The organism is Lwoffella lincolnii, assembly GCF_037201985.1.
Lineage (GTDB): Bacteria > Pseudomonadota > Gammaproteobacteria > Pseudomonadales > Moraxellaceae > Psychrobacter > Psychrobacter lincolnii.
The window spans coordinates 1,990,151-2,014,734 of the sequence record NZ_CP147511.1 but is presented as its reverse complement, the minus strand read 5'-3'; the positions used below and the strand labels follow the sequence as shown (position 1 = coordinate 2,014,734).

Here is a 24,584-nt window from a genome sequence, read left to right as displayed (position 1 = left end):
ACACAAAAATTATTTTAGCTCAGTTGGCAAGCGATGGCTTTAGCAACATGGCATGCCAGTTGTACTGGAACAGCATTTCCAATCATTTTATAGCCATCATTTAGTGAGCCATAAATAAATTCAAAATCATCTGGAAAACCTTGAATTCTGGCACATTCTCTAATGGACAGTCTACGATATAAATCCAAGTCTGTTGAAGAAAATTCAAACACGTTTTTAGTAACTTTGGTCATTTTGGGGGCTTGTGGGTGTTGGGGAGCTTGTCTACCACTGGCTTGAATGGTAAAAGATGGTTCATGCCAACTACGGACACGATTTCGGCTCATATAAATGGGTGAATAACTTCCAACAAAATACTCGTGGTTTAATATGTAGCAATCATCACCATTGGTTTTATTATTTTTTATGGCAGGAATGGCCGTTTCTTTTAAATCAAAAATCACATCGTGTAAGTTTTTCTTTTTTTTATCAGGCACAGGTTTTGGAAATTCAAAATTGGTGATGTTTAAATCATGGCGAAAACCGACATAAAAAACCCTTTTGCGATTTTGTGCCAGACCATAATCATAGGCATCAAGCAATTTGATAAAAACATAATAACCTGCTTGTTCGAACATTTTAAGGATATTTTGAACAGCACTGTCATGACGTTTAGCAAGCATGCCTGACACATTTTCAGCAACAAAAAACTTTGGCTGTTTGGCTTTTAGGATACGAATATAATCAAAAAATAATTGACCACGCTCGTCATTAATGCCTCGTAATGCCCCTGCTTCACTCCAACTTTGACAGGGAGGGCCGCCAATAATACCATCGCAATCAGGAAAAACATCTGCTGAAAACTGGCGAATGTCTCCTTTTAGTAAGCGATTAGGATGGTTTTTTTCATAAGTTGACCAAATTTTTTTGTCATATTCATTTGCCATCAGTACATCAAATCCTGCTTGGCGAAATCCTAAGTCCATACCGCCAGCTCCAGCAAATAAGCTAATGAGTGTTGGTTTCATGACTTTGCCTCACTAACGGGGATATGAAACTCAATCAGTTTGGCAGATACTAATTGAGCAGGATTGTTTGGGTTTTTAATATGAATATCAGAAATATTTGCCGTTTCAATGGTGTTAATTTTATCAATCAAATCTTGCCGATTATCTAAACTTTGCCATTTTTTATTGTTGATTATCGTCATAAAATTAAATTGATGGTCATAATTACGCTGATACACATATTCAAATACTCGAAAAGGATTTTCTATGTGCCACATACCACGCACACGTAGGTTCGTTATGCCTAATGGGTCTATGCGTTTAATTTTGCCAAGCTCATTGGTTGGATGAAACTCAACACCTTCAATGGTTTCTACCCCAGATTTGATACGCTGTTTTACTGTTTCATAAACTTCATGGGCGGCAGCGTAGTCAACGCCATATACAAAACATAATGAAGTTAAGCATTCATTGCCCACAACGCCAACCACATATAACATGTCTTTTTCTTGCCAAGCTTCAGCTTCTTTGCAACTGACAGTGAGCATTGGATTATCAGCACGTAAAGTAGATTTGGGATGGCTGGAATTAAGGGCAAGGGCAGCGTTTTTAGATTGAATTTTTTTCACTTCAATCGCATCATCACCTTTTAACATCATATCTGGTGGATTGCTGGTATTGCCAAGATAGGAAAAATGCTCACTAACCTTTTGATTGCGGATATTGTCATTTAAATCAAAGCCATTGATGAATAAATCTTGCACATAACGCTCCAAGGCGTCGCCCACGTTATTGATTCTATTTTTACCGATGTAAATGGTTTTTAAATCGACAATGGGATTGTTAAGCAAATTCACAATGGCATTGATAATATTAGCTGTATTAGCCGTCATTATGCTCATTCCCCCAAAAGCGTCTTTAATATTTCATTGACTTGTTGTGGATTTGCTTTACCACGACTGGCTTTCATCACCTGCCCAACCAAGCCATTAAACGCTTTTTGTTTACCGCTTTTGTATTCATCAACCATGGCTTGATTTTTTGCCAATACATCTTCGATAATTGCTTTAATCTCCCCTGTGTCGGTGGTCTGTTTTAAACCCTTCTTGGCGATGATGGTGTCTACCGCATCGTCATGATTACCCCCTTCACCTGCAAATAAGGCGCTAAAGGCTTGTTTTGCCAGTTTGCCTGATAAAGTTTTGTCATTAATGCGTTCAATCAATTTGGCAAGTTGTTCGGCAGAAATTGGCGATTGTTCTATGGTTTTTTCGTCTTTATTTAATGCCCCAAGCAAATCCCCCATTATCCAGTTGGCACTTATTTTTGCGTGTTGCTTACCCACGATTGCCACCACGTTTTCATAATAATCTGCCAAGGCTCGGCTGGCGGTTAAGATTCGGCTGTCGTATTCTGACAGACCCAGCTGAGCGACAAATCGCTCACGGCGGGCGGTGGGCAACTCTGGCATGGCTTTACGGATTTGTGTGATGGTGGCATCATCAATGTGTACAGGCAACAGGTTTGGGTCAGGGAAGTAACGGTAGTCGTTGGCTTCTTCTTTTTCACGCATGGCACGAGTGGTGTTGGTGATGGGATCGTATAGGCGAGTGGCTTGTGTGACTTGACCACCGTCTTCAATCAAATCAATTTGGCGTTCTATTTCAGCATTGATTGCCATTTCAATAAAGCGAAATGAATTTAAGTTTTTAAGTTCATTACGAGTGCCAAAGGGCTGACCGGGTTTGCGTACCGACACGTTACAGTCACAGCGGAATGACCCTTCTGCCATGATGGCATCAGAGATTTTAAGCCAAGTAACCAGTTGATGAATGGCCTTGGCATAAGCAACCGCTTCTAAGCTTGATCGCATGTCAGGTTCAGAGACGATTTCAATTAGGGGTGTGCCTGCACGATTTAAGTCCACGCCTGTCATCTGTGGCACAGCGTCATGCACTGATTTGCCAGCATCTTCTTCTAGGTGAGCACGAGTGATGCCAATGCGTTTGGTGTATTCGTTTTTTTCCCCTTCATTGACCACGATGTCAATATGACCTTTACCCACGATGGGGTGAGCCATTTGGCTGATTTGGTAGCCTTTGGGCAGGTCTGGATAAAAGTAGTTTTTGCGGTCAAAGGCGTTCATTGTGCCAAGCTTAGCATTGATGCCAATACCGAATATTAAGGCTTTTTCTACCACGTCTTTGTTAAGCACAGGCAACACACCGGGCAAAGCCAAATCAATGATGTTGGCTTGGGTATTGGCTGGCTGACCAAACTCGGTAGAAGCAGGTGAAAAAATTTTGGTCTTGGTGTTTAATTGACAATGGATTTCTAAGCCAATAACGACTTCATAACCATCAACCAAAGGGGCATTGTGTATGGGGGCATTGTGTATGGGAGTGTGTTGGGTCATTCATTTTTCCTAAAGTGTTATCATATGAAATGTGAGCGATTAAACATAAGTCATTAAACATAAGCGATTAAGTTAAACGGTGTTGGCTAATTTTTCTAAAGCGATTTGCATCAATTTTCCTTAATCTGAGTATCTTTTCTTAATCTGGTATTAATCTGGTATTAATCTGGTCTTAATTTGGTATCAAAGCAAAATCATGATTGAGAACTTTTAGCCCTTGGCAATCGGTGATAAACTCTGATGAAAATCGGTAGCCTGCTGATAAGTATCCGCCACATTTAATAAAATTTGCTCTTGCCAATGATTGGCAATCAACTGCAAACCCACTGGCAAATTCATCTTATCAAAACCAATCGGGTGGCTTAACGCAGGCAATCCTGCCAAATTCACCCCAATGGTGTACACATCACCCATATAAATTTCATTTGGGGTTAAGCTTGCCCCAATTTCATAAGCAGTGGTGGGGGTAGTTGGCGTAGCGATGACATCGCAATGGGCAAAGACATTGGTAAAATCATCACGGATTAAACGGCGAACCTTTTGAGCTTTAACATAATAGGCATCAAAATAACCCGCCGATAACGCATACGTCCCCATCAAAATACGCCGTTGCACTTCTGTTCCAAAACCCTCAGAGCGTGAGCGGGTATATAAATCATGCAAATCTGCTGGATCATCACAACGATGGCCATAACGCACCCCATCATAACGAGATAAATTAGAAGACGCTTCAGCAGGGGCAAGCAGATAATAGGTGGCAAGGGTAATTTCTGGTTTGGTCAAATGCACATCAACCAAAATCGCCCCAAGTGCTTCATATTGCTGTAACGATTGATGAACCATGGTTTTAACATCATCGTTCAAGCCATCAGCAAAATACTCTTGTGGCACACCGATTTTTAGCCCTGCTAATGGCTTATCGTCCATGGCGTTTGCGTGATGATTGTGCAAGGTTTCTACCCAATTTGGCACGTTTTTATTGACGCTTGTTGAGTCCTTTGGGTCATGCCCTGCCATCACTTGCAACAGATAGGCACAATCTTGGGCAGACTTGGCAAAAACCCCTGCTTGGTCAAAACTTGACGCATAAGCAATCATGCCAAAACGAGAAATCCGCCCATAAGTTGGCTTAATCCCTGTCAAACCACAAAAGCTGGCAGGTTGACGGATTGAACCTCCTGTGTCTGACCCTGTGGCAATCGGAGCAAACCCTGCTGCCACGACTGCCGCACTGCCACCAGACGACCCCCCTGGAACACGGCTGATGTCCCATGGATTATGCACCGCCCCAAAATATGAGCTTTTGTTATCCGACCCCATGGCAAACTCATCCATGCTGGTTTTGCCAAGTGTTACCAATCCTGCATCTAAGCATTTTGCCACAATGGTGGCGTTATAAGGGGCAACATAATTGGCAAGCATTTTTGAGCCACACGTGGTCAAAATACCATCGGTATTAAAAATATCTTTATGAGCTAAGGGAATGCCTGTTAAGGGGTGGGCATTGCCTTGGCTCAGACGTTTGTCAGCTTGTTTGGCTTGTTGTAAGGCAAGCTCTGGCGTCACGGTGATAAAGCCATTAATGTCTTTATCATGTTTGCCAATGCGGTCAAGAAAATGTTGGGTAAGCTCCACACTGCTAAATTGATTGTTTTTTAAGCCATCTGATAGGGCCTTGACAGATAAGTGATGTAACTGAGTCATGGTGGCTCTCTTGTCATTTTGTTTAAAAATAAAAATTGTCTAAAAATAAAAATTGATTGTGTTTTGAATGTCTTATTAATTAAATATCTTGTATCTTGTTAAAAATCACTCAATCACTTGTGGCACAAGATACAAACCGTCAGCTGTGGCAGGGGCAATCGCTTGATTTTTTTCACGATTGATGGTTAAGCCTTCTGCATTCATCACATCATCACGTAATGGTTGGGTCATGTCATGCACATTGGTAAGTGGTGCGATGCCATCGGTATCCACATTGGATAAAATGTCCATCATCGCTAAGATTTTACTTAAAGCCTTGGCATAACTATCTGCTTGCTCTTTACTGACGACAAGGCGAGAGAGTTTGGCAACATCAAAGATGTCTTTACTGCTTATTTTACTATTTGTCATAACCACTCCAATCATAATCAATAAAACGTCAATGACCGTTATTATAGTGCATATGGAAAGTTTTTTTTAGTGGTGAATGCGTCAGTAAAACAGGCAAAGCCATCAGTATCCAAATAGGAACACGCCCTATATGGTAAGATTTTTGTAATAAAAATAAACAAAAATCATCAAGTTGGTAGCAGAACACGCATGTTAGTAATTTTACTTAAGATTAATTGCACTTAAACCAACAAAAAAGCAAAAATCCCCATGATTTTTTTATTGTTAATCGGTATAATCTAGCACTATTTAACCCCTAACCTTAACCCTCTATGTTAAATAACTTGATTCATTAATCCTTAAGTTAATTAACAAATGAATTAACATAAGTTACCCCATGTGGGTGAGTTATCCCATGTGGATTTTATTGGATTTGGCTTGCTTTTCATCTTAACGTGCCTGCTTGACCATTCGTTACTCAACAGTTGCTGGATAATCGAAACATGAACCTTTTTGGATTTTTATCAACCAACATTGCCATTGACCTAGGCACTGCCAACACATTAATTTTTACCCCTGGTAAAGGGGTGGTGTTAGACGAGCCAACCGTGGTGGCATTGCGTAGCAACCGCACCCAAAACCCAACCGTAGCAGCGGTTGGTTTAGATGCTAAGCAGATGCTGGGCAGAACACCTGATAACATCACCGCCATTCGCCCACTTAAAGACGGTGTGATTGCTGATTTTGAAGTCACACAACAGATGCTGAAACATTTTATTCATAAAATCAAAGCCAAAAAAATGTTCGCTCAGCCCAATGTGGTGGTATGTGTGCCATGTAAGTCGACTTTAGTTGAGCGTCGTGCCATTCGTGAAGCGGTCAGCTCAGCGGGGGCAAACAAAGTGTTTTTATTAGAAGAGCCGATGGCAGCGGCAATCGGAGCAGGCATGCCTGTGCATGATGCCAGTGGCTCTATGGTGGTGGACATTGGTGGTGGCACAACCGAGATTGCGGTCATATCGCTGTCAGGGTGCGTGTATGCTGATTCCATTCGCATTGGTGGTGATATTTTTGATGAAGCCATCATCAACCATGTGCGACGCAATCATGGTTGTATCATTGGTGAAACCACTGCTGAACGCATCAAAACAGAAGTCGGTACTGCCATTGATGAAGGTGAGCCACTGGAGGTTGAAGTGCGTGGGCGGAGCATGGCAGAAGGTGTGCCTAAGACTTTATCAGTAACCTCCTCAGAAGTACAAAAATCCCTAAGCGACCCATTAAGTGGCATCATCACTGCTGTTAAAGAAGCCCTTGAGCAGACACCGCCTGAGTTGTCATCAGACATTGCTGAGCGTGGGATTGTTTTGACTGGCGGTGGGGCGTTACTGCGTAACCTTGACCATTTGATAGCCAAAGAGACAGGCCTGCCTGTAACCGTTGCTGAAGACCCATTGACGTGCGTGAGCCGTGGTGGTGGTCGTGCGTTAGACTTTATTCACAATAAGTCTTTGAATATGATTTTTGTATAATGAGCCATTTTTATATCATGAGCCTATGAACTCAAGCATCTTTGCTCGTCAGCCACTGTCCTTACGATTGACCGCCATTTTTCTGGTGTTGTCAATGATATTGATGTGGGTAGATAGCAAAAACCCCACTTGGTTTGACAAGCTAAGAAGCACCAGTCACGCAACGATGCAACCGATTTATCAGTTTTCTGTTGTTCCTAATTTTGCGACCCATTGGGGCATGGGAACGTTGCAGAGTAAAGAATCTCTTCGCCGTGAAAACATACAGCTTAAAACTCAGCTGATACATGCTCAAGCAAAATTGCAACAGCAGGACTATGTACTGGCACAAAACGCCCGATTGCAAGGCATTTTATCCACCACCAAGCCAGACCAATATAATCTACAACTGGCACAAGTCATTGGTACGGACACCAACCCTGTTAATCAAATCGTGGTGCTCAATCAAGGACGACATAATGGTGTGCGTGTGGGACAGACGGTGATTGATGAAAATGGCATCTTAGGACAAATCATTAATGTCTATCCCAATACCAGTCGTTTGCTGTTGATTACTGATGACCAGCAATCTGTTGCCGTAACCATCAAGCGGACAGGACAGCGAGCAATCGTTACTGGCACAGGCGAGCCCAGTGAGCTAAAGCTTGACTATGTGTTTAAAAACGCTGATGTGCAAGTCGGTGATGAGCTGATTTCATCTGGCTTGGGTGGTCGCATTCCTGCAGGTTATCGAGTTGGCACAATTAGCCACATTGACCCCATACAGAGCGATAACTTTGCCAATATTGCGGTCAAGCCAGCTGCCAATTTTATTAACAATGCTTTTGCTCTGATTTTACAAGATAAAAATGATGCCATTAATCCACCGACCAATGAGCCATCGCCAACCAAGCCATCACAACCAGTCAGTGATGTGTCTTAGCCATTTTAGCCATCTTAATCAGATGCGTCTTAATAAACTGCCTGTGAGAAATGTGCTGTGACTAAATTGGGTGAGAGCAAGATGAAATGGCCCAAGCTGATGCTCTCTTTGATTGTGGCATCAATGCTCAATGTTTATCCGCTAAGCCCAACGTTGGCATTATTTCGCCCCATGATATTGATGATGGTGCTGATATTTTGGCTGATGTTCCGTCCACAGATAGCAAGTATGGGGTTGGCGTTTGCGATTGGTTTGGTGGCGGATTTTTTAATGGATACCCGAATCGGACAACAGGCATTCTCTGCGGTTTTGATGGCGTTTGTGTTGCGTTTTGCCAGTGGATACGTTAAACGGCTGACGTTGCTAAGTGCGTGGCTGTTAGCAAGCATGTGTTTGTTAACTTTTCAGCTCAGTTTGTGGTTATTGCAGTACATTACCCAAAATCTTTTTGTCCCCCAATTTGGCTTATCATTGATGGTCAGTATGTTCAGTTGGCCTTTGCTGTTATTGTTGTTGCCAACCGAACAAAGCACATCGGCTTAAACTGGCTTAAATTTGGTGAATTTGTTAACTGTTTTTTTATCTTATGTTAGATTTGCCCATCATTTTAGCGTCAGGTTCTCCCAGACGGCGTGAATTGCTGACCCATTTGGTTGAAAAGTTCACGGTATTACCTGTCGATGTGGACGAAAGCAAGCACACTGATGAAACCCCCATACAATACATTCAGCGTATGGTGGTGGATAAAGCGGTTGCCAGTATCGCTTACCTTAATCAGACTAAGAATCAGATTGAGTGTGAATCAGAGACTGTCAATCAATCATGGCTTGATGGCGTGAATCATACCCATGCGTTATTGATATTAACCGCAGACACCATTGGCGTGTTGTCTGATGACACCGTATTACTTAAGCCCACTGATTATGATGATGCCAAGGCGATGTGGCAAAGCATGTCAGATGATGTGCATGAAGTTTGGACAGCGGTACAAGCCACCTTAGTCACCAAATCAGCAAACGGGTGCCACCCCCCAATTTGGCAACAATCTTGGCAACAGTCATTGCTTGAGCAGACAACCGTGTCTTTTATTAAGCTGAGTGATGATGACATGCAAGCGTATTGGCAGACAGGAGAACCAGCTGATAAAGCAGGGGGTTATGCCATTCAAGGTAGGGGAGCGGTTTGGGTACGACGCATCGAAGGCAGCCATACCAACGTGGTGGGTTTGCCATTGGCTCAAACCAAAGCCCTAATCGAAGCAGGTCAAAAGGCATGTCAGAGAATGGGTTAAAGGTCAGACATGACGCACATGTGCCACACAACTTTTACCCATCCTTATTCTGTCTTTATGGACTTTTTTTGTTATCATACCCATCATCTCTTAACATAAGAAGCAAATCTTAACATAAGCACCAAAAGGCAAAATCACTCATGTCCGAAGAAATTCTCATCAATATCAGTCCCATGGAGTCCAGAGTTGCCTTAATGGACGATGGTGTGTTGAGTGACATTTATATTGAACGTCATAACAAACTGGGTTTGGTGGGCAACATCTACCTTGGTACGGTGGTGCGAGTATTGCCAGGAATGCAGGCGGCATTTATTGACATAGGGCAACAGCGAACGGCATTTTTGCACGTTAATGACATGCAAAAACCCAAAAAATACGATGACAACACACAACAGACGGTGTCGTCAGCAGTGGTGATGGCCACGACCAATAACCCCAGCGTGCCACCGATGCCATCATTACCGTTGCCAACAGTACCAACAGCACCACCGTTGTCGACAATGCTAACCATGCCAACAATGACCACAGAACATGCACAAGCACCTTCATTGACAACCAACCCTTATTTGCATCTGTTGGTTGACCCACATCAGCCTTTATCGACCAATCATTTTATCAGTAAAAGCACATATAATAAGGCTGGCAACTCTTTAGATGGCATGACAACTGAGCCTAGCAGACAAGACGTAACCACCGAAAATACAGCGGTTAACACTCTGTTGATTGACGATAACCCGTTGATGAACAACAATCTGCTGATTGATGACGCAACAACGGATACTTTGGCTCATCACCACCACCCCAATCAAGATGAAGAAACGTCATCAGCAAAGGTAACCAGCTTATTGAACCGTATGACTACTTTCACCCCACCACGCACCCTAACAACCGTGCATGGTGAGCCTACTTTACCAAACAGTACCAGTAAAGCCAATAAAAGACCCATAAAAATCAATCCAAAAGAACTCATTCAAAATCGCCTACATGAAGGGCAACGCATCTTGGTACAAGTAACCAAAGACGAACTGGGAACAAAAGGAGCAAGGCTGACCACACAAATCTCGTTACCATCACGTTATCTTGTGTATATTCCTTCTAGTGACCATATTGGCGTGTCGCAACGCATTGACAATGAAACAGAGCGTCAGCGACTTAAAGGTGAACTGAGCGGACTGATGCAAAAAGTCAATCTACAAGGTGGCATCATTGCTCGCACAGCCGCCGAAAAAATTCCAGCCCACAAACTAGAAGAAGACATTGGTTATCTGTTACAACTTTGGCGTATGGTCAAAGAACGTCAAAGACAACTGAGTCACAATCACCGTTCTGTGTTAATTTACCAAGAATTATCTTTGCCATTTCGTGCTTTGCGTGATTTGGTGCATGCTCAGACCAATAAAGTGGTGGTCGATGATGTGCGTACCTTTGAAGAATTAAGGCAGTTTGCCCAAGAGTTTGTACCCATGATTGTGCCTAAACTGGCACTGCATCAATCTGAGCAAGCATTGTTTGACATTCATCGAGTGGAAGAAGACCTAAAAGATGCCTTAAAAAGACGAGTGGAGCTTAAGTCTGGCGGTTATCTTATCATCGATCAGACCGAAGCCATGACCACCATAGACGTGAATACAGGCTCTTACGTTGGTGGTCGCTCTTTAGAAGACACCGTGTACAAAACCAATCTAGAAGCCACCCACGCCATTGCCCGTCAGCTAAGGCTAAGAAATTTAGGCGGCATCATCATTTTAGATTTTATTGACATGCAAGAACAAGAGCATAAAGACGATGTGCTTAGCAGTTTGCAGCTGCAATTACAACTGGATTATGCCAAAACCAACATCACCCAAGTCAGTGAGCTTGGATTGGTAGAAATGACTCGCAAACGCACCCGTGAATCACTGGAACAACTGCTTTGTGAACCATGTAGCACATGTGGTGGACGAGGATTTGTCAAGACTGTCGAAACCGTGTGTTTTGAAATTTTTCGAGAAATCATGCGATTTGCTCGAACCTATAACAACCCCAAACAATTCACAGTCGTGGCACATGCGTCCGTTATTGACTTATTGCTCACCAGTGAAGCCGATACGGTGGCAGATTTAGAGTACCTGCTTGGTCGAGTCATCACCTTTGAAGTGGAGCAGTTATATACCCAAGAGCAGTATGACATCATCTTAGATTGACATCCTCTTGGATTATAAGGAAATCAGGTGAAAGAACACCAAATTAAAGAGAAAAAATAATCCCTTGCAATCTTTTTGTTAACGTGTATAATAGCACCACTTTAAAGATTAAGCAGATAACAATCACGCTGTCTTTATACTCATCTCACTATATTCAATGTCTTACATTCCACAGTTAAGTTAAGACTAAATTGCGAGTACGCAGTAACTTAACTGGTAAGACGTTTCCAAACACACACTTAAGCTAATTCGTGTCTATGACAATTCTAACGGTAGGATTAGCTTAAAATAAGAACCTAAGATGTACGGTGTGTCGTACGGGCGGTTGCCACTATCTTAGGCTTGCGGTAGGGCTTCACCGTCTTGCAGAAGGAATCCCCGAACGATAGGGAGGGGAGGAAGTCAACTGCATAACAGCCAAAGCATCGTTTTTGGCACTAAATTCACATGCCTTTGCTACCTCTTTATATAAGAAAGGTTGGCAGGGCTTAAAATTATTTTGCTTTTGGTTGTTATTGATATGACAACACCAAAAGACATGTTTAGGAGCTTGCTGGCATGGCTAACCAGAGAATCCGTATTCGACTCAAGTCATTTGATCATCGATTGATTGACCAGTCAGCACAAGAGATTGTGGATACCGCTAAGCGTACTGGTGCACAAGTGTGTGGTCCTGTTCCACTACCCACTCGCATCGAACGCTTTAACGTATTGACCTCGCCACACGTAAACAAAGACGCTCGTGACCAATACGAAATCCGTACTCATAAACGCATGGTTGACATTGTTCAGCCAACTGACAAAACTGTCGATGCGTTGATGAAATTGGACTTGGCTGCTGGTGTTGATGTTCAAATCGCATTGAGCTAATCACTTATTTGATGGTTCAACTTAATTAAGACAAATCATAGAGGTTTAACATGGCAATCGGTTTAGTCGGTAAAAAATGCGGCATGACCCGTGTCTTCACTGAAGCAGGCGTATCCATTCCTGTTACAGTGGTTGAGGTCACTGCAAACCGCATAACTCAAGTAAAAACAGAAGCAACAGATGGTTACACTGCCATTCAAGTGACCACAGGTGAGCGTCGTGACAGCCGTGTCACCGCACCCCAAAAAGGTCATTTTGCCAAAGCAGGTGTGGCTGCAGGTCGTGGCATTTGGGAATTTCGTGCTGAAGAAGCTGAATTAGAAGGTCGTGAATTGGGTAGTGACATCTTGGCTGATTTGTTTGAACAAGGTCAATTGGTGGATGTGACTGGTCAAAGCAAAGGTAAAGGCTTTCAAGGTGGTGTAAAACGCCATAACTTCAGAACACAAGATGCCACTCATGGTAACTCAGTATCCCATCGTGTGTTGGGTTCAACAGGTCAAAACCAAACCCCAGGTCGAGTATTTAAAGGTAAAAAAATGCCAGGTCAAATGGGTAACAAACGGGTAACCGTTCAAGGCCTTGAAGTCATCTCGGTCGATGCTGAAAAAGGCATTCTGGTCATTAAAGGTGCCATTCCTGGTGCCAATGGTGGCGATGTCATCGTACGTCCGTCAATCAAAGCCTAAGCAAGGGGATTAACGTGAATTTAAAAACAGTTACAGGTGCGGCGGTAGAACTTTCTGACACAGCTTTTGGTCGTGAATATAACGAAGCATTAGTACATCAGGTGGTAACAGCCTATTTGGCGGGAGCTCGTCAAGGCACACGTGCCCAAAAAACCCGTGCCGAAGTTTCTGGCGGTGGCAAAAAGCCATGGCGTCAAAAAGGGACTGGTCGTGCTCGTGCAGGCTCTATCCGTAGTCCAATTTGGGTTGGTGGTGGTCGTGCTTTTGCTGCTAAACCACAAGATTGGTCACAAAAAGTGAACAAAAAAATGTATCGTGGTGCGATGCAGTGCATTTTAGCTGAGTTGGTTCGTCAGGATCGTTTGATTTTGGTTGACCAAATCAGCGTTTCTGCACCAAAAACCAAAGAACTGGTAGCCAAATTGGCAGAACTTAAAGCACCAAGAGCTTTAATCGTAACCAACGAAGTTGATGAAAATTTATATTTAGCAGCCCGCAACATTCCACATGTGAATGTATTGGGTACTAAAGAAGTAGACCCAGTTAGCTTGGTTGCATACGACAAAGTCATCATGTCTGTCGAAGCAGCAAAACAATTTGAGGAAGCACTAGCATGAATAACGCAAGACTTTATCAGATTATAAAGAAACCCATCTATTCTGAAAAAACTCAAATGCTTGAGCCTCAAGGTGTACAGACATTACAAGTCGCTAGCAACGCCACTAAGCTTGAAATCAAAAAAGCAGTTGAGCTTATGTTTGATGGCGTAGAAGTGGTCAAAGTAAACACCTTAAATGTCAAAGGTAAAACCAAACGCTTTGGTCGTACCATTGGTCGTCGCCAAGATTGGAAAAAAGCGTATGTCACGCTAAAATCTAATCAATCATTGGTTGATGAAGAACCATCACAGGCTGACGCTGGTGAAGTAAACAATACTTCAGCTAGTGAAGACACTGCCAATAACGAATAAGGATACTCATCATGCCTATCGTAAAAGCAAAGCCGACATCACCAGGTCGCCGTTTTGTCGAAAAAGTGGTGCATCCACACTTACACAAAGGTCGCCCTTATGCACCTTTGTTGACTTCAAAATCAAAGACAGGTGGTCGTAACAATAACGGTCGTATTACCACTCGTCACATTGGCGGTGGTCATAAACAGCATTATCGCATCATCGATTTTAAACGCACCAAAGATGGCATTCCAGCCATCGTCGAGCGTATTGAATATGACCCTAACCGCACAGCTCACATTGCCTTATTGAAGTATGCTGATGGTGAGCGTCGCTACATCATCGCTCCTAAAAAATTAAGCGTTGGTGATACTGTACAATCAGGTGAAGGCTCACCAATCCGTCTAGGTAACTGTTTACCACTTAAAAATATTCCAGTGGGTACAGTGATTCACAACATTGAGTTAAAAATTGGCAAAGGTGCTCAGATGGCACGCTCTGCTGGTGCAGCCGTTCAACTGTTGGGCCGTGATGGTACTTACGCCCTGATTCGTCTACGTTCTGGTGAAACTCGCCGTGTTCACATTAATTGTCGTGCCGTTATTGGCGAAGTTTCGAACACAGAGCATAACCTAAGATCACTAGGTAAAGCAGGTGCATCACGTTGGCGTGGTATTCGTCCGACTGTCCGTGGTACTGCCATGAACCCGATTGACCACCCACATGGTGGTGGTGAAGGTCGTAACTTTGGTAAGCACCCAACCAGTCCTTGGGGTCAGAAGGCTAAAGGTCTTAAGACACGCTCTAATAAGCGTACTGACAAAATGATTATCCGTCGCCGTCGTGCCAAGAAATAAAGGAAAAATTTCATGCCTCGTTCTTTGAAAAAAGGTCCATTCATTGATGTGCACTTGTTTGAAAAAGTCGAACATGCGTTAGATACTAACTCACGCAAACCAATAAAAACTTGGTCACGTCGCTCAATGATTTTGCCTCAAATGGTTGGTCTAACCATCTCTGTTCATAATGGTCGTACTCATGTACCCATTATTATTAGCGAACAAATGGTTGGTCACAAATTAGGCGAATTTGCCCCCACCCGTACCTACCGTGGTCACGGCATAGACAAAAAAGCTAAGAGATAAGGTGCTTACTATGGAAGTAACTGCAAAACTACGCGGTGCCGCCATTTCGGCACAAAAGGTCAGACTTGTCGCAGACGAAATTCGTGGCAAATCAGTAGAACGTGCACTTGATATTCTTGCCTTTAGCAACACCAAAGGTGCTAAACTGGTTAAGAAGTGCTTAGACTCAGCCATTGCCAATGCAGAACACAACAATGGCTTAGACATTGATACCTTGCGTGTTTCTACCATCTATGTGGATGAAGGAATTACCCTAAAGCGTATCTTACCTCGTGCTAAAGGACGTGCTGACCGTATCAGCAAACGTACTTGTCACATCACCATCAAGGTAGGAGAATAATCATGGGTCAAAAAGTTCATCCAATCGGAATTCGTTTAGGTGTCGTCAAAAAACACAATGCCAACTGGTATGCTGATCCTAAGCAATATTCAGAGTTTCTGATTAACGATTTGCAAGTACGTGAATATTTGCGTAAAGAGTTGCAAAGTGCCATGGTCAGTAACATCACCATCGAACGACCAACAGGTGCAGCTAAGATCACCATCTCAACTGCTCGTCCAGGCATTGTTATTGGCAAAAAAGGTGAAGACATCGAAAAGTTACAGAAGCAACTGACCAAAATCATGGGTGTGCCTGCTCAAGTAAATATTGAAGAAATCACATCACCTGATTTAGATGCTCGTTTGGTTGCTGATGGCATTGCCAGTCAGCTAGAACGCCGTGTGATGTTCCGCCGTGCCATGAAACGTGCGGTACAAAATACCATGCGTTCTGGTGCTGAAGGCATCAAAGTTGAGCTTTCAGGTCGTTTGGGCGGTGCTGAGATTGCTCGTACCGAATGGTATCGTGAAGGTCGTGTGCCATTACATACCTTGCGCGCTGACATTGACTATGCGTCAGTTCGTGCTGAAACCACTTATGGCACCATCGGTGTCAAGGTTTGGATTTTCCGTGGTGAAATTCTAGACGGCATGGATCGCATTTATCATCCAAAAGAAGAAGACAAAGCCCGTGCACCTAAGCAACGTCGTGGTCGTGGCAACCGTCGCAACTCAGACAGAGGTTAATTATGTTACAACCAAAACGTACCAAATTTCGCAAAATGCAAAAAGGACGTAATACTGGGTTAGCTCAACGTGGTAACACGGTTGCGTTCGGACAAATTGGTCTTAAATCTGTTAGCCGTGGTCGCATGACTGCTCGTCAAATTGAAGCGGCACGTCGTACCATCACCCGTAAAATTAAACGTGGTGGTAAGATTTGGATTCGTGTGTTCCCAGATAAACCCATTACTGAAAAACCATTAGAAGTGCGTATGGGTAAGGGTAAAGGTCCTGTAGAATATTGGGTAGCAGAAATCAAGCCGGGGAAAATGTTGTATGAAATTGAAGGTGTGAGTGATGAATTAGCATCAGAAGCCTTAAAATTAGCTGCAGCAAAACTTCCTTTCAAAACCACCATTGTTAAGCGGACGATAATGTAATGAAGATCAGTGAATTACGTGAAAAATCAGTAGAAGAACTGACCCAATTACTTGATGAAAAGCAATTAGCCGCTTTTCAGTTGCGTATGGCAAAAGCAATTGGTCAGTTGGGCAACACGCATGAGATTAAACAAAATCGTCGTACCATTGCCCAAATTAAGACTTTGATTAATGAAAAACAGCGAGGCGACGCATGAGCGAGAATAATCAGCAATCATCAACCGTTGGTGTGGTGACTGGCAAAGTCGTTAGCGATAAAATGGACAAATCCATTGTTGTGCTAATCGAGCGTCAAATCAGACACCCAATGTACGGCAAGCAAATCCGTCGTTCAACCAAGCTTAAAGCTCACGATGAGAATAACGTTTGTCAGCAAGGTGACATTGTCCACATCAAAGAGACCAAACCTTTTTCTAAAACCAAATCTTGGGTTTTAGTAGATGTGGTTGAAAAAGCAAGTCAAGTATAATTAAATTGCATAAGCTGTCTGTATTTGATAGTATGTATGCCCCTTAATAGGGAATGGCTTTATATAAAGAACATACAGACAATTTTTGCTTAAGTTGGAGTAACGCGATGATTCAGACTGAAACAATGCTGGAAGTTGCAGACAACAGCGGTGCAAGGCGAGTTCAGTGCATTAAAGTACTGGGCGGATCTCATCGTCGTTATGCATCAGTCGGCGACATCATTAAAGTCACAGTAAAAGAAGCCATCCCTCGTGGTCGTGTTAAAAAGGGCGACGTAATGAATGCGGTGGTTGTTCGTACCAAAAAAGGCGTACGCCGTCCAGATGGATCGGTGTTACGCTTTGACGACAATGCGGCGGTATTGTTAAATAATAACAAAGCACCGATAGCCACTCGTATCTTTGGTCCAGTAACTCGTGAATTGCGTAGTGAACAGTTTATGAAAATTGTGTCACTAGCACCAGAAGTATTGTGAGGAAAACCATGGCTAAGTTACGTAAAGGTGATACCGTTGTTGTTATAACGGGTAAAGACAAAGGCAAGCAAGGAACCATCCTTGCTGTTAAAGATGATAAAGTGAAAGTAGAAGGCATTAATATTGTTAAAAAACACCAAAAACCCAACCAAATGACGGGTCAAGAAGGTGGCATTATCAAAAAAGAAGCTTTCTTACACATTTCTAATGTGGCAATTTTTAACCACCAAACCCAAAAGGCTGATCGTATTGCTTATCAGATAAACGAAGATGGCAAAAAACAACGCATCTATCGTTCAACTGGTGAAGTGGTGGCGACAGCATAACTCACTAAGGGTCATAGTAATGGCAAGATTAAAAACTTTATACAATGACCAGCTCAAACAACAGATTAAAGAGGAGCTGGGCTTAAATAACGTGATGGAAGTGCCTAAAATCACTAAAATCACACTCAATATGGGTGTTGGCGGTGCCGCTCAAGACAAAAAAATTCTTGAGGGTGCGGTCAGTGATATGACAGCGATTGCAGGTCAAAAACCCGTAGTAACCAAAGCACGCAAATCAGTGGCAGGTTTTAAAATTCGTGAAGAATGGCCCATTGGCTGTAAAGTCACTTTGCGTGGTGAACGCATGTACGAATTTTTGGATCGTTTGATTGCCATTGCTATTCCACGTATTCGAGATTTCAGAGGCTTTTCTCCAAAGGCATTTGATGGTCGAGGCAATTACTCTTTGGGTATTAAAGAGCAAATCGTTTTTCCTGAAGTTGACTTTGATAAAATCGATCGCATTCGTGGTCTTGATGTCACCATAACAACGACAGCAAAAAATGATGACCAAGGTCGTGCGTTACTAAAAGCATTCGGCTTCCCATTCAAATAAGGTAAAGACGTTATGGCAAAAAAGAGCATGATCAATCGTGAATTAAAACGTGAAAAAATGGTCGCTAAGTACGCTCAAAAGCGTACTGAGCTTAAAGCAATCATCAGCGATATGAATGCCAGTGACGAAGAGCGTATGGACGCAATGTTGCAATTGCAATCATTGCCACGCAACTCTTCTCCTGTGCGTTTACGCAATCGCTGTGGCATTACTGGTCGTCCACATGGATATTTCCGCAAGTTTGGTCTATCACGCAATATTTTGCGTGAACGTGTCATGCAAGGCGATGTCCCCGGTGTACGCAAGTCAAGTTGGTAAGGATTAGGGAGTATCATCGATGAGTATGCAAGATCCTGTTGCAGATATGCTAACCCGTATCCGCAATGCCCAAGCAAGAAATAAAGTATCTGTTGCCATGCCTAGCTCAAAGTTACGCAAATCCATTGCTGATCTGCTGGTAACCGAAGGTTATGTGGCTTCAGCAGAGGTTGAAGAAGGCGACAATGGTCATAAGACATTGACCATTGAGTTAAAGTATTACAATGGTAAGCCTGTGATTGAGCAACTAAAACGCTATAGCCGACCAGGTTTGCGTCAGTATCGTGGCAAAGATGAAATCCCCAGTGTTAAAAAAGGATTGGGCGTTACCATTGTTTCTACCAGTCAAGGCATCATGAGCGATCGTTCTGCTCGTGAAGCAGGTATTGGTGGTGAAATTATTGCTTTCGTAGCATAATTTCATCATAACAATCACATTTTTATAACAATCACATTTTTATTAGAATGTGCTTTTGAAATGGATAAGTTAATTGGATTGATGCCATAGGCTTATTAAAACCCTTTAAGTTGGCTTATTAACAATTTAATTTGTTGCTATGCTTGCTTTTGTGATAAACTAACGGGTTTGACACTCGTTAGTTTTTCATTATTGGTCTTGTCATTTTTTATTTTATTCATTATCTATTTTTAACGATTGAAAAATGATTAAAAGCAGAAAGTGGCTAATTTTTTTATCTCTAAGGAATTTTTTATGTCTCGTGTGGCTAAAGCCCCTGTGACGCTACCAAAAGGTACGACTGTCACTTTGAACGATCGGCAGGTAGAAGTTAAGGGCAAAAATGGTAATTTGTCTTTGCACCTGCATGAATTGGTCGAGCTAAAACAAGAAGATGATGCCATCATCTTATCGCCTGTTGCTGATACTCAAGATGCGTGGATGCACACAGGCACGGTACGTGCTCTGTTAAACAATATGGTGCAAGGCGTCAGCGAAGGATTTGAACGTCGCTTACAACTCATTGGTGTTGGTTATCGTGCCCAAGCGGCTGGTAACAAAATAACATTAAACGTCGGTTATTCACACCCTATTGAATACACTTTGCCAGAAGGTGTCAGCGTTGAAACCCCAAGCCAGACTGAAATTATCTTAAAGTCTAGCGACAAGCAAAAATTGGGGCAAGCTGCTGCCAATATTCGTTCGTATCGTCCACCAGAGCCATATAAAGGTAAAGGGATTCGCTACAGCGATGAGCATGTGGTTCGTAAAGAAGCTAAGAAAAAATAAGATAAGGTGAGCTAATCATGTTTGATAAAAAATCGGCTCGTCTGCGTCGAGCTAAAAAAACCCGCGCACATATTCGTCATTTAGGTGTTCATCGTTTGGTGGTTAACCGTACTCCTAAGCACATCTATGCTCAAATCATCTCCCCTACGGGTGGTGAAGTCATTACCCAAGCATCTACTTTAGATGCCAGCTTACGTTCTGGTGCGACAGGTAATATTGATGCTGCCACTTCTGTCGGTGCTTTGATTGCTGAGCGTGCTAAGTCAGTGGGTGTCACTAAGGTTGCATTTGACCGCAGTGGCTTTAAATATCATGGTCGAGTTAAAGCATTGGCAGAAGCCGCTCGTGAAAATGGACTGGAGTTTTAATCATGGCAAAAATTGAACAAACAGACGGATTGGTGGAACGCTTAGTTTCTGTTGACCGTGTGGCAAAAGTAGTAAAAGGTGGTCGTATTTTTTCTTTCACTGCCCTAACTGTGGTTGGTGATGGTAATGGTCGTGTTGGTTTTGGTCGTGGTAAAGCTCGTGAAGTACCTGCAGCCATTCAAAAAGCACTTGAAGCTGCTAAACGCAACATGATTACTGTGGAATTAGATGGTACAACACTTCAACACCCCATTAATGCTCGTCACGGTGCTTCTAAAGTATACATGCAGCCAGCTTCTGAAGGTACAGGTGTGATTGCTGGTGGTGCTATGCGTGCTGTATTGGAAGTGGCTGGTGTTGAGAACGTATTGGCAAAATGCTATGGCTCAACCAATGCTGCTAACGTGGTACAGGCAACTTTTAAAGGGTTGCGTGACATGACTTCTCCTGAACAGATGGCCGCCAAACGTGGCAAATCTGTTGAAGAGATTTTGGGCTAATCAGAGAATAGGTGAGTTAGATGAAAACGATGAAAGTCACTCAGACGAAATCAGGTGCCCATCGCCTAAAAAGCCATAAGGCTTGCCTAAAAGGCTTGGGCTTGCGTCGCATCGGTCATACAGTTGAGGTGGAAGATACCCCTTCAACTCGTGGCATGGTCAATCGCATCAACTACATGGTTAAAGTGGAGGAAGCGTAATGGGACTGAGATTAAATGAATTATCGCCAGCTCCAGGTGCTAAGAAAAAAGCACTACGTCGTGGGCGTGGTATTGGCTCAGGTCTTGGTAAAACAGGTGGTCGTGGTGTAAAAGGTCAAACTTCTCGCTCAGGTTCTAGCATTCCTGCTGGTTTTGAAGGTGGTCAGATGCCGATTTATCGTCGTCTACCTAAGTTTGGTTTCACCAGTAAAATGGCAATGACCACCGCAGAAGTGCGTCTTTCTGAATTAAACAAAATTGAAGGTGATGTGGTGAGTATAGACACATTGAAGCAGGCGAATATCATTCGTCGTGATATGCAACGTGCTCGCATTATCTTATCAGGTGAAGTCAATAAAGCCTATACATTTAAAGGTGTTAAAGTCACCAAAGGTGCCAAGCAAGCCATTGAAGCGGCTGGTGGTAGCGTCGAGGAGTAATAAGCTGTGGCTAAATCGAACACATCAATGACCTTAGCAGCAGTTCCGCTTAATCCAATTGCTTTTATCCGTAAGTATGATGAGTTATGGAGACGGCTGTTGTTTTTAATTGGTGCCTTGATAGTGTATCGACTTGGTTCACACATTCCTGTGCCAGGTGTTAATCCTGACGCCCTAGCAGATTTGTTTTCACGTAATGAAAATACCATTTTGAGCATGTTTAACATGTTTTCTGGTGGGGCGTTAGAACGTATGTCCATCATGGCGCTGGGTATCATGCCGTATATTTCAGCATCCATTATTGTGCAGATGATGTCTGCTGTCATTCCTTCGCTTGAGGCGTTAAAAAAAGAAGGGGAGTCAGGTCGTCGTCAAATCAATAAATACACTCGTCAAGGCACATTGGCTTTGGCTTTTGTGCAAGCAGTTGGTATGAGTACAGGCTTAATAAGTCAAAACTTAACCCTTACTCAAGGTTTGGCATTTTATATTCCTGCAGTGTCATCATTGGTTGCAGGAGCGATGTTTTTGATGTGGCTTGGTGAGCAAATTACCGAGCGAGGTGTTGGTAATGGCATTTCAATGTTAATTTTTGCCAGCATTGTTGCCAGTATGCCAGGCATGTTGGCTCAAACGTTTGAGCAAGTACAACAAGGGCAGATGAATTTGATTTCATTGTTTTTGTTTGCCTCCCTTGGCATCGGTGTGACGGCGGGCATTGTTTATATAGAACGAGCTCAGCGTCGTGTGCCTGTTAATTATGCCCAAAAACAAGCCCAAGGTCGTAAAATTTATGCTCAGCAACAATCACATTTGCCTTTAAAGCTGAATATGGCAGGCGTTATTCCTGCCATTTTTGCCAGCTCACTTTTGTTAGTGCCTGCAAGTTTGGGGCAATGGGTAAGCCAGTCACCAAACCCAACGACATTACAGTCTATTTTGCAAAACATGGTGCTGGTGTTATCACCTGGGCAACCGTTGTATCTGATGCTATTTGCAGCGATGATTATTTTCTTTTGTTATTTTTATACGGCTTTGGTGTTTAGTCCTAGAGAAGTGGCAGAGAACTTAAAACGCAGTGGTGCCTATGTTCCTGGCATTCGACCTGGGTTACAGACTGAGCGTTATTTGGACCATGTGCTTAATCGCTTAACTTTCATTGGTGCCATGTACATGACTGTCATCTGCTTGATGCCTATGGTATTACAATCATCATTTGGTGTGCCTTTTTATTTGGGTGGTACGTCTTTGTTAATCATGGTGGTCGTTATCATGGACTTTGTGGCTCAATTGCAGGCACATTTAATGACCCATCAATACCATGACCAAGGTTTGATTTAATTTTTTACTTTTATCTACAGGAGTATGCTATGAAAGTTCAAGCATCTGTGAAAAAAATTTGTGGCAACTGTAAAATTGTTCGTCGCAAAGGTCGTGTTCATGTTATTTGTAGCTCAGAGCCTCGTCATAAACAGCGTCAAGGCTAAGAGAAATAAAAACTTGAATTTTATTGGTGGATAAGCTATTATCCGCCCCTTGCCAAGATGATTTATTTGTATTTTTCTTTTTATCACATACAAATGATTGGTCAGTAGGCAAGTTCATCACATCATGAAAAGGTCATATGAATGGCTTTTTTGTCAATGGAGAAAAATCAATGGCTCGTATTGCCGGCGTTAACATTCCGGATAACAAGCATGCTGTTATTTCATTGACTTACATTTTTGGGATTGGTCGCACCACTGCCAAGCAGATTTTATCTGCTGTTGGCATTGAACCGACCACCAAAGTCAGTCAGTTAGATGATGCTCAGCTTGACGCTATCCGTTCAGAAGTTGCAAATCATACCGTCGAAGGCGATCTTCGCCGTGAGGTTTCAATGAATATTAAACGTTTGGTTGATTTGGGTTGTTACCGTGGCTTGCGTCATCGTCGCAATTTGCCTGTTAACGGTCAACGTACTAAAACCAACGCACGTACCCGTAAAGGGCCACGTAAAGCAATTAAAAAATAATCAACTTAGGAAGCTAAAAGATGGCTAAAGACACTCGCAGTCGCAAAACTAAAAAAGTGACTCGTCGTTCAGTATCCGAGGGTATTGCCCACGTTCATGCGTCTTTTAATAACACCATTATCACCATTACCGACCGTCAAGGTAATGCTTTGGCTTGGGCCACCTCAGGTGGACAAGGCTTCCGTGGTTCACGTAAATCTACCCCATTTGCCGCTCAGGTGGCAGCAGAAGTTGCTGGTAAAGCTGCACAAGAATATGGGTTAAAGAATGTCGATGTTTTGGTTAAAGGACCAGGACCCGGCCGTGAGTCTGCGGTAAGAGCATTGGGTGCTTTGGGTTATAAAATTAACAGCATCAGCGATGTAACCCCCATCCCACATAATGGTACTCGTCCGCCTAAAAAGCGTCGTGTATAAGACGGATTAAGGAGACTCAAACATGGCCCGTTATATTGGTCCAAAACTTAAATTGTCTCGTCGTGAAGGCACAGATTTACAATTAAAATCTGGTGTGAAACCTTTTGACGTAAAGACAAAAAAAGCGGGTAAAGCACCCGGTCAACATGGCAATAGCCGTAATAAAACGTCAGAATATGCCCAACAATTACGTGAAAAACAAAAAGTTAAACGTATGTATGGTGTGTTAGAGCGTCAATTCTCAAACTACTATAAAGAAGCGGCTCGCATGCGTGGGGCGACAGGTGAAAACTTGTTACAAATGCTAGAGCGTCGTCTTGATAACGTTGTGTATCGTATGGGTTTTGGCTCAACTCGTGCTGAAGCTCGCCAACTGGTCAGCCATCGTTCTATTTTGCTTAAAAAAGCAGGACGTGATGAGTTTGTGCGTGTGAACATTCCATCTATTCAGTTGCAAGATGGTGATGTGGTTGCTGTGTATGAAAAGTCAAAAGAACAGTTACGCATCAAAAATGCCATGGAATTGGCCGCTCAGCGTGGCATTCCTGAGTGGTTAGAAGTTGATACCAGCAAAATGAGTGGCACTTTTAAACATGCGCCAGATCGTATTGATTTGCCAGCTGAAATTAACGAAAACTTAATCGTTGAGCTGTATTCTAAGTAACCATCATATCAATATTATCAATCGAGG

The 24,584-nt window shown here is 42.9% G+C and carries 36 protein-coding genes; 31 read left to right on the top strand and 5 right to left on the bottom strand.

Features of this window, described 5'->3' with window-relative positions; all coding sequences use genetic code 11:
* Positions 1-14: 14 nt before the first annotated feature.
* The 5 genes from WDM69_RS09140 to gatC all read right to left on the bottom strand — a co-directional run bounded on the left by WDM69_RS09140 (position 15) and on the right by gatC (position 5,517).
* Positions 15-1,007 (bottom strand): DNA cytosine methyltransferase, encoded by a 993-nt coding sequence (locus WDM69_RS09140; RefSeq protein ID WP_078308411.1) that lies wholly within the window; start codon positions 1,005-1,007, stop codon positions 15-17.
* Positions 1,004-1,879 (bottom strand): NgoPII family restriction endonuclease, encoded by an 876-nt coding sequence (locus WDM69_RS09135; RefSeq protein ID WP_078308430.1) that lies wholly within the window; start codon positions 1,877-1,879, stop codon positions 1,004-1,006. Before WDM69_RS09135 ends, WDM69_RS09140 begins: the two co-directional genes overlap by 4 nt.
* A 5-nt stretch (positions 1,880-1,884) precedes the next feature.
* Positions 1,885-3,402 carry an Asp-tRNA(Asn)/Glu-tRNA(Gln) amidotransferase subunit GatB gene (gene gatB, locus WDM69_RS09130; protein ID WP_338755392.1) on the bottom strand — a complete coding sequence of 506 codons (1,518 nt, stop codon included), beginning with the start codon at positions 3,400-3,402 and terminating at the stop codon, positions 1,885-1,887.
* A gap of 210 nt (positions 3,403-3,612) precedes the next feature.
* Positions 3,613-5,106: an Asp-tRNA(Asn)/Glu-tRNA(Gln) amidotransferase subunit GatA gene (gene gatA, locus WDM69_RS09125; RefSeq protein ID WP_338755391.1), complete on the bottom strand. Its 1,494-nt coding sequence runs from the start codon at positions 5,104-5,106 to the stop codon at positions 3,613-3,615.
* Between the two features lie 105 nt (positions 5,107-5,211).
* The gene (gene gatC, locus WDM69_RS09120) at positions 5,212-5,517 is read right to left on the bottom strand and encodes an Asp-tRNA(Asn)/Glu-tRNA(Gln) amidotransferase subunit GatC (protein ID WP_338755390.1); all 306 of its coding nucleotides are present in this window, start codon (positions 5,515-5,517) and stop codon (positions 5,212-5,214) included.
* Positions 5,518-5,999: 482 nt separating this feature from the next.
* Here gatC and WDM69_RS09115 point away from each other — a divergent pair, with 482 nt between their 5' ends.
* The 31 genes from WDM69_RS09115 to rpsD all read left to right on the top strand — a co-directional run bounded on the left by WDM69_RS09115 (position 6,000) and on the right by rpsD (position 24,557).
* A complete protein-coding gene (locus WDM69_RS09115) occupies positions 6,000-7,028 on the top strand; it encodes a rod shape-determining protein (protein ID WP_078308405.1) in 1,029 nt (342 codons plus the stop codon).
* 25 nt (positions 7,029-7,053) lie between these two features.
* Positions 7,054-7,950, top strand: a complete 897-nt coding sequence (mreC, locus tag WDM69_RS09110) for a rod shape-determining protein MreC (RefSeq protein ID WP_338755389.1) — start codon at positions 7,054-7,056, stop codon at positions 7,948-7,950.
* An 81-nt stretch (positions 7,951-8,031) separates the two neighbouring features.
* Positions 8,032-8,493 (top strand): rod shape-determining protein MreD, encoded by a 462-nt coding sequence (mreD, locus tag WDM69_RS09105; protein ID WP_338755387.1) that lies wholly within the window; start codon positions 8,032-8,034, stop codon positions 8,491-8,493.
* Between the two features lie 43 nt (positions 8,494-8,536).
* Positions 8,537-9,241 carry a Maf family protein gene (locus WDM69_RS09100; RefSeq protein WP_205760135.1) on the top strand — a complete coding sequence of 235 codons (705 nt, stop codon included), beginning with the start codon at positions 8,537-8,539 and terminating at the stop codon, positions 9,239-9,241.
* A gap of 140 nt (positions 9,242-9,381) precedes the next feature.
* Complete coding sequence (locus tag WDM69_RS09095) at positions 9,382-11,424, top strand: Rne/Rng family ribonuclease (RefSeq protein WP_338755386.1); 2,043 nt, start codon at positions 9,382-9,384, stop codon at positions 11,422-11,424.
* A 558-nt stretch (positions 11,425-11,982) separates the two neighbouring features.
* On the top strand, positions 11,983-12,294 hold the full coding sequence (gene rpsJ / locus WDM69_RS09090; protein WP_078308175.1) for a 30S ribosomal protein S10: 312 nt from the start codon (positions 11,983-11,985) through the stop codon (positions 12,292-12,294).
* Between the two features lie 50 nt (positions 12,295-12,344).
* The gene (gene rplC, locus WDM69_RS09085) at positions 12,345-12,983 is read left to right on the top strand and encodes a 50S ribosomal protein L3 (protein ID WP_338755385.1); all 639 of its coding nucleotides are present in this window, start codon (positions 12,345-12,347) and stop codon (positions 12,981-12,983) included.
* A gap of 14 nt (positions 12,984-12,997) precedes the next feature.
* The gene (gene rplD, locus WDM69_RS09080; RefSeq protein WP_338755384.1) at positions 12,998-13,600 is read left to right on the top strand and encodes a 50S ribosomal protein L4; all 603 of its coding nucleotides are present in this window, start codon (positions 12,998-13,000) and stop codon (positions 13,598-13,600) included.
* Positions 13,597-13,953 carry a 50S ribosomal protein L23 gene (gene rplW / locus WDM69_RS09075; protein WP_078308179.1) on the top strand — a complete coding sequence of 119 codons (357 nt, stop codon included), beginning with the start codon at positions 13,597-13,599 and terminating at the stop codon, positions 13,951-13,953. The genes rplD and rplW overlap by 4 nt, the downstream gene beginning before the upstream one ends.
* Positions 13,954-13,964: 11 nt before the next feature.
* Positions 13,965-14,792 (top strand): 50S ribosomal protein L2, encoded by an 828-nt coding sequence (gene rplB, locus WDM69_RS09070; protein ID WP_338755383.1) that lies wholly within the window; start codon positions 13,965-13,967, stop codon positions 14,790-14,792.
* A 12-nt stretch (positions 14,793-14,804) separates the two neighbouring features.
* Positions 14,805-15,080: a 30S ribosomal protein S19 gene (gene rpsS / locus WDM69_RS09065; protein WP_078308182.1), complete on the top strand. Its 276-nt coding sequence runs from the start codon at positions 14,805-14,807 to the stop codon at positions 15,078-15,080.
* 10 nt (positions 15,081-15,090) lie between these two features.
* Positions 15,091-15,420 (top strand): 50S ribosomal protein L22, encoded by a 330-nt coding sequence (gene rplV, locus WDM69_RS09060; protein WP_078308184.1) that lies wholly within the window; start codon positions 15,091-15,093, stop codon positions 15,418-15,420.
* A gap of 2 nt (positions 15,421-15,422) precedes the next feature.
* Positions 15,423-16,148 carry a 30S ribosomal protein S3 gene (gene rpsC / locus WDM69_RS09055; protein WP_338755382.1) on the top strand — a complete coding sequence of 242 codons (726 nt, stop codon included), beginning with the start codon at positions 15,423-15,425 and terminating at the stop codon, positions 16,146-16,148.
* 2 nt (positions 16,149-16,150) lie between these two features.
* Complete coding sequence (gene rplP, locus WDM69_RS09050; RefSeq protein ID WP_078308187.1) at positions 16,151-16,564, top strand: 50S ribosomal protein L16; 414 nt, start codon at positions 16,151-16,153, stop codon at positions 16,562-16,564.
* Complete coding sequence (gene rpmC / locus WDM69_RS09045; protein ID WP_078308189.1) at positions 16,564-16,761, top strand: 50S ribosomal protein L29; 198 nt, start codon at positions 16,564-16,566, stop codon at positions 16,759-16,761. The genes rplP and rpmC overlap by 1 nt, the downstream gene beginning before the upstream one ends.
* Positions 16,758-17,033 (top strand): 30S ribosomal protein S17, encoded by a 276-nt coding sequence (rpsQ, locus tag WDM69_RS09040; protein ID WP_338755381.1) that lies wholly within the window; start codon positions 16,758-16,760, stop codon positions 17,031-17,033. Before rpmC ends, rpsQ begins: the two co-directional genes overlap by 4 nt.
* A gap of 107 nt (positions 17,034-17,140) precedes the next feature.
* Positions 17,141-17,509, top strand: a complete 369-nt coding sequence (rplN, locus tag WDM69_RS09035) for a 50S ribosomal protein L14 (RefSeq protein ID WP_003656976.1) — start codon at positions 17,141-17,143, stop codon at positions 17,507-17,509.
* Positions 17,510-17,517: 8 nt separating this feature from the next.
* Positions 17,518-17,835 carry a 50S ribosomal protein L24 gene (gene rplX, locus WDM69_RS09030; protein WP_338755380.1) on the top strand — a complete coding sequence of 106 codons (318 nt, stop codon included), beginning with the start codon at positions 17,518-17,520 and terminating at the stop codon, positions 17,833-17,835.
* A gap of 19 nt (positions 17,836-17,854) precedes the next feature.
* On the top strand, positions 17,855-18,391 hold the full coding sequence (gene rplE / locus WDM69_RS09025; protein WP_078308193.1) for a 50S ribosomal protein L5: 537 nt from the start codon (positions 17,855-17,857) through the stop codon (positions 18,389-18,391).
* Positions 18,392-18,403: 12 nt separating this feature from the next.
* Complete coding sequence (rpsN, locus tag WDM69_RS09020; RefSeq protein WP_078308195.1) at positions 18,404-18,709, top strand: 30S ribosomal protein S14; 306 nt, start codon at positions 18,404-18,406, stop codon at positions 18,707-18,709.
* Positions 18,710-18,728: 19 nt separating this feature from the next.
* Positions 18,729-19,127 carry a 30S ribosomal protein S8 gene (gene rpsH, locus WDM69_RS09015; RefSeq protein ID WP_078308196.1) on the top strand — a complete coding sequence of 133 codons (399 nt, stop codon included), beginning with the start codon at positions 18,729-18,731 and terminating at the stop codon, positions 19,125-19,127.
* 294 nt (positions 19,128-19,421) lie between these two features.
* On the top strand, positions 19,422-19,955 hold the full coding sequence (rplF, locus tag WDM69_RS09010; RefSeq protein WP_078308198.1) for a 50S ribosomal protein L6: 534 nt from the start codon (positions 19,422-19,424) through the stop codon (positions 19,953-19,955).
* Positions 19,956-19,972: 17 nt separating this feature from the next.
* On the top strand, positions 19,973-20,323 hold the full coding sequence (gene rplR / locus WDM69_RS09005) for a 50S ribosomal protein L18 (protein ID WP_078308199.1): 351 nt from the start codon (positions 19,973-19,975) through the stop codon (positions 20,321-20,323).
* A gap of 2 nt (positions 20,324-20,325) precedes the next feature.
* Positions 20,326-20,823, top strand: a complete 498-nt coding sequence (rpsE, locus tag WDM69_RS09000) for a 30S ribosomal protein S5 (RefSeq protein ID WP_078308201.1) — start codon at positions 20,326-20,328, stop codon at positions 20,821-20,823.
* Between the two features lie 20 nt (positions 20,824-20,843).
* Complete coding sequence (rpmD, locus tag WDM69_RS08995; RefSeq protein WP_078308203.1) at positions 20,844-21,023, top strand: 50S ribosomal protein L30; 180 nt, start codon at positions 20,844-20,846, stop codon at positions 21,021-21,023.
* 5 nt (positions 21,024-21,028) lie between these two features.
* Entirely contained in the window at positions 21,029-21,463 is a 435-nt protein-coding gene (rplO, locus tag WDM69_RS08990) for a 50S ribosomal protein L15 (RefSeq protein ID WP_240494955.1), read from the top strand.
* A 27-nt stretch (positions 21,464-21,490) separates the two neighbouring features.
* Entirely contained in the window at positions 21,491-22,804 is a 1,314-nt protein-coding gene (secY, locus tag WDM69_RS08985; RefSeq protein WP_078308206.1) for a preprotein translocase subunit SecY, read from the top strand.
* Positions 22,805-22,833: 29 nt separating this feature from the next.
* Entirely contained in the window at positions 22,834-22,950 is a 117-nt protein-coding gene (rpmJ, locus tag WDM69_RS08980) for a 50S ribosomal protein L36 (RefSeq protein WP_078308207.1), read from the top strand.
* 170 nt (positions 22,951-23,120) lie between these two features.
* Positions 23,121-23,477, top strand: a complete 357-nt coding sequence (gene rpsM / locus WDM69_RS08975; protein ID WP_078308309.1) for a 30S ribosomal protein S13 — start codon at positions 23,121-23,123, stop codon at positions 23,475-23,477.
* Between the two features lie 20 nt (positions 23,478-23,497).
* Entirely contained in the window at positions 23,498-23,893 is a 396-nt protein-coding gene (gene rpsK / locus WDM69_RS08970) for a 30S ribosomal protein S11 (RefSeq protein ID WP_078308209.1), read from the top strand.
* Between the two features lie 22 nt (positions 23,894-23,915).
* A complete protein-coding gene (rpsD, locus tag WDM69_RS08965; protein ID WP_338755379.1) occupies positions 23,916-24,557 on the top strand; it encodes a 30S ribosomal protein S4 in 642 nt (213 codons plus the stop codon).
* Positions 24,558-24,584 lie beyond the last annotated feature (27 nt).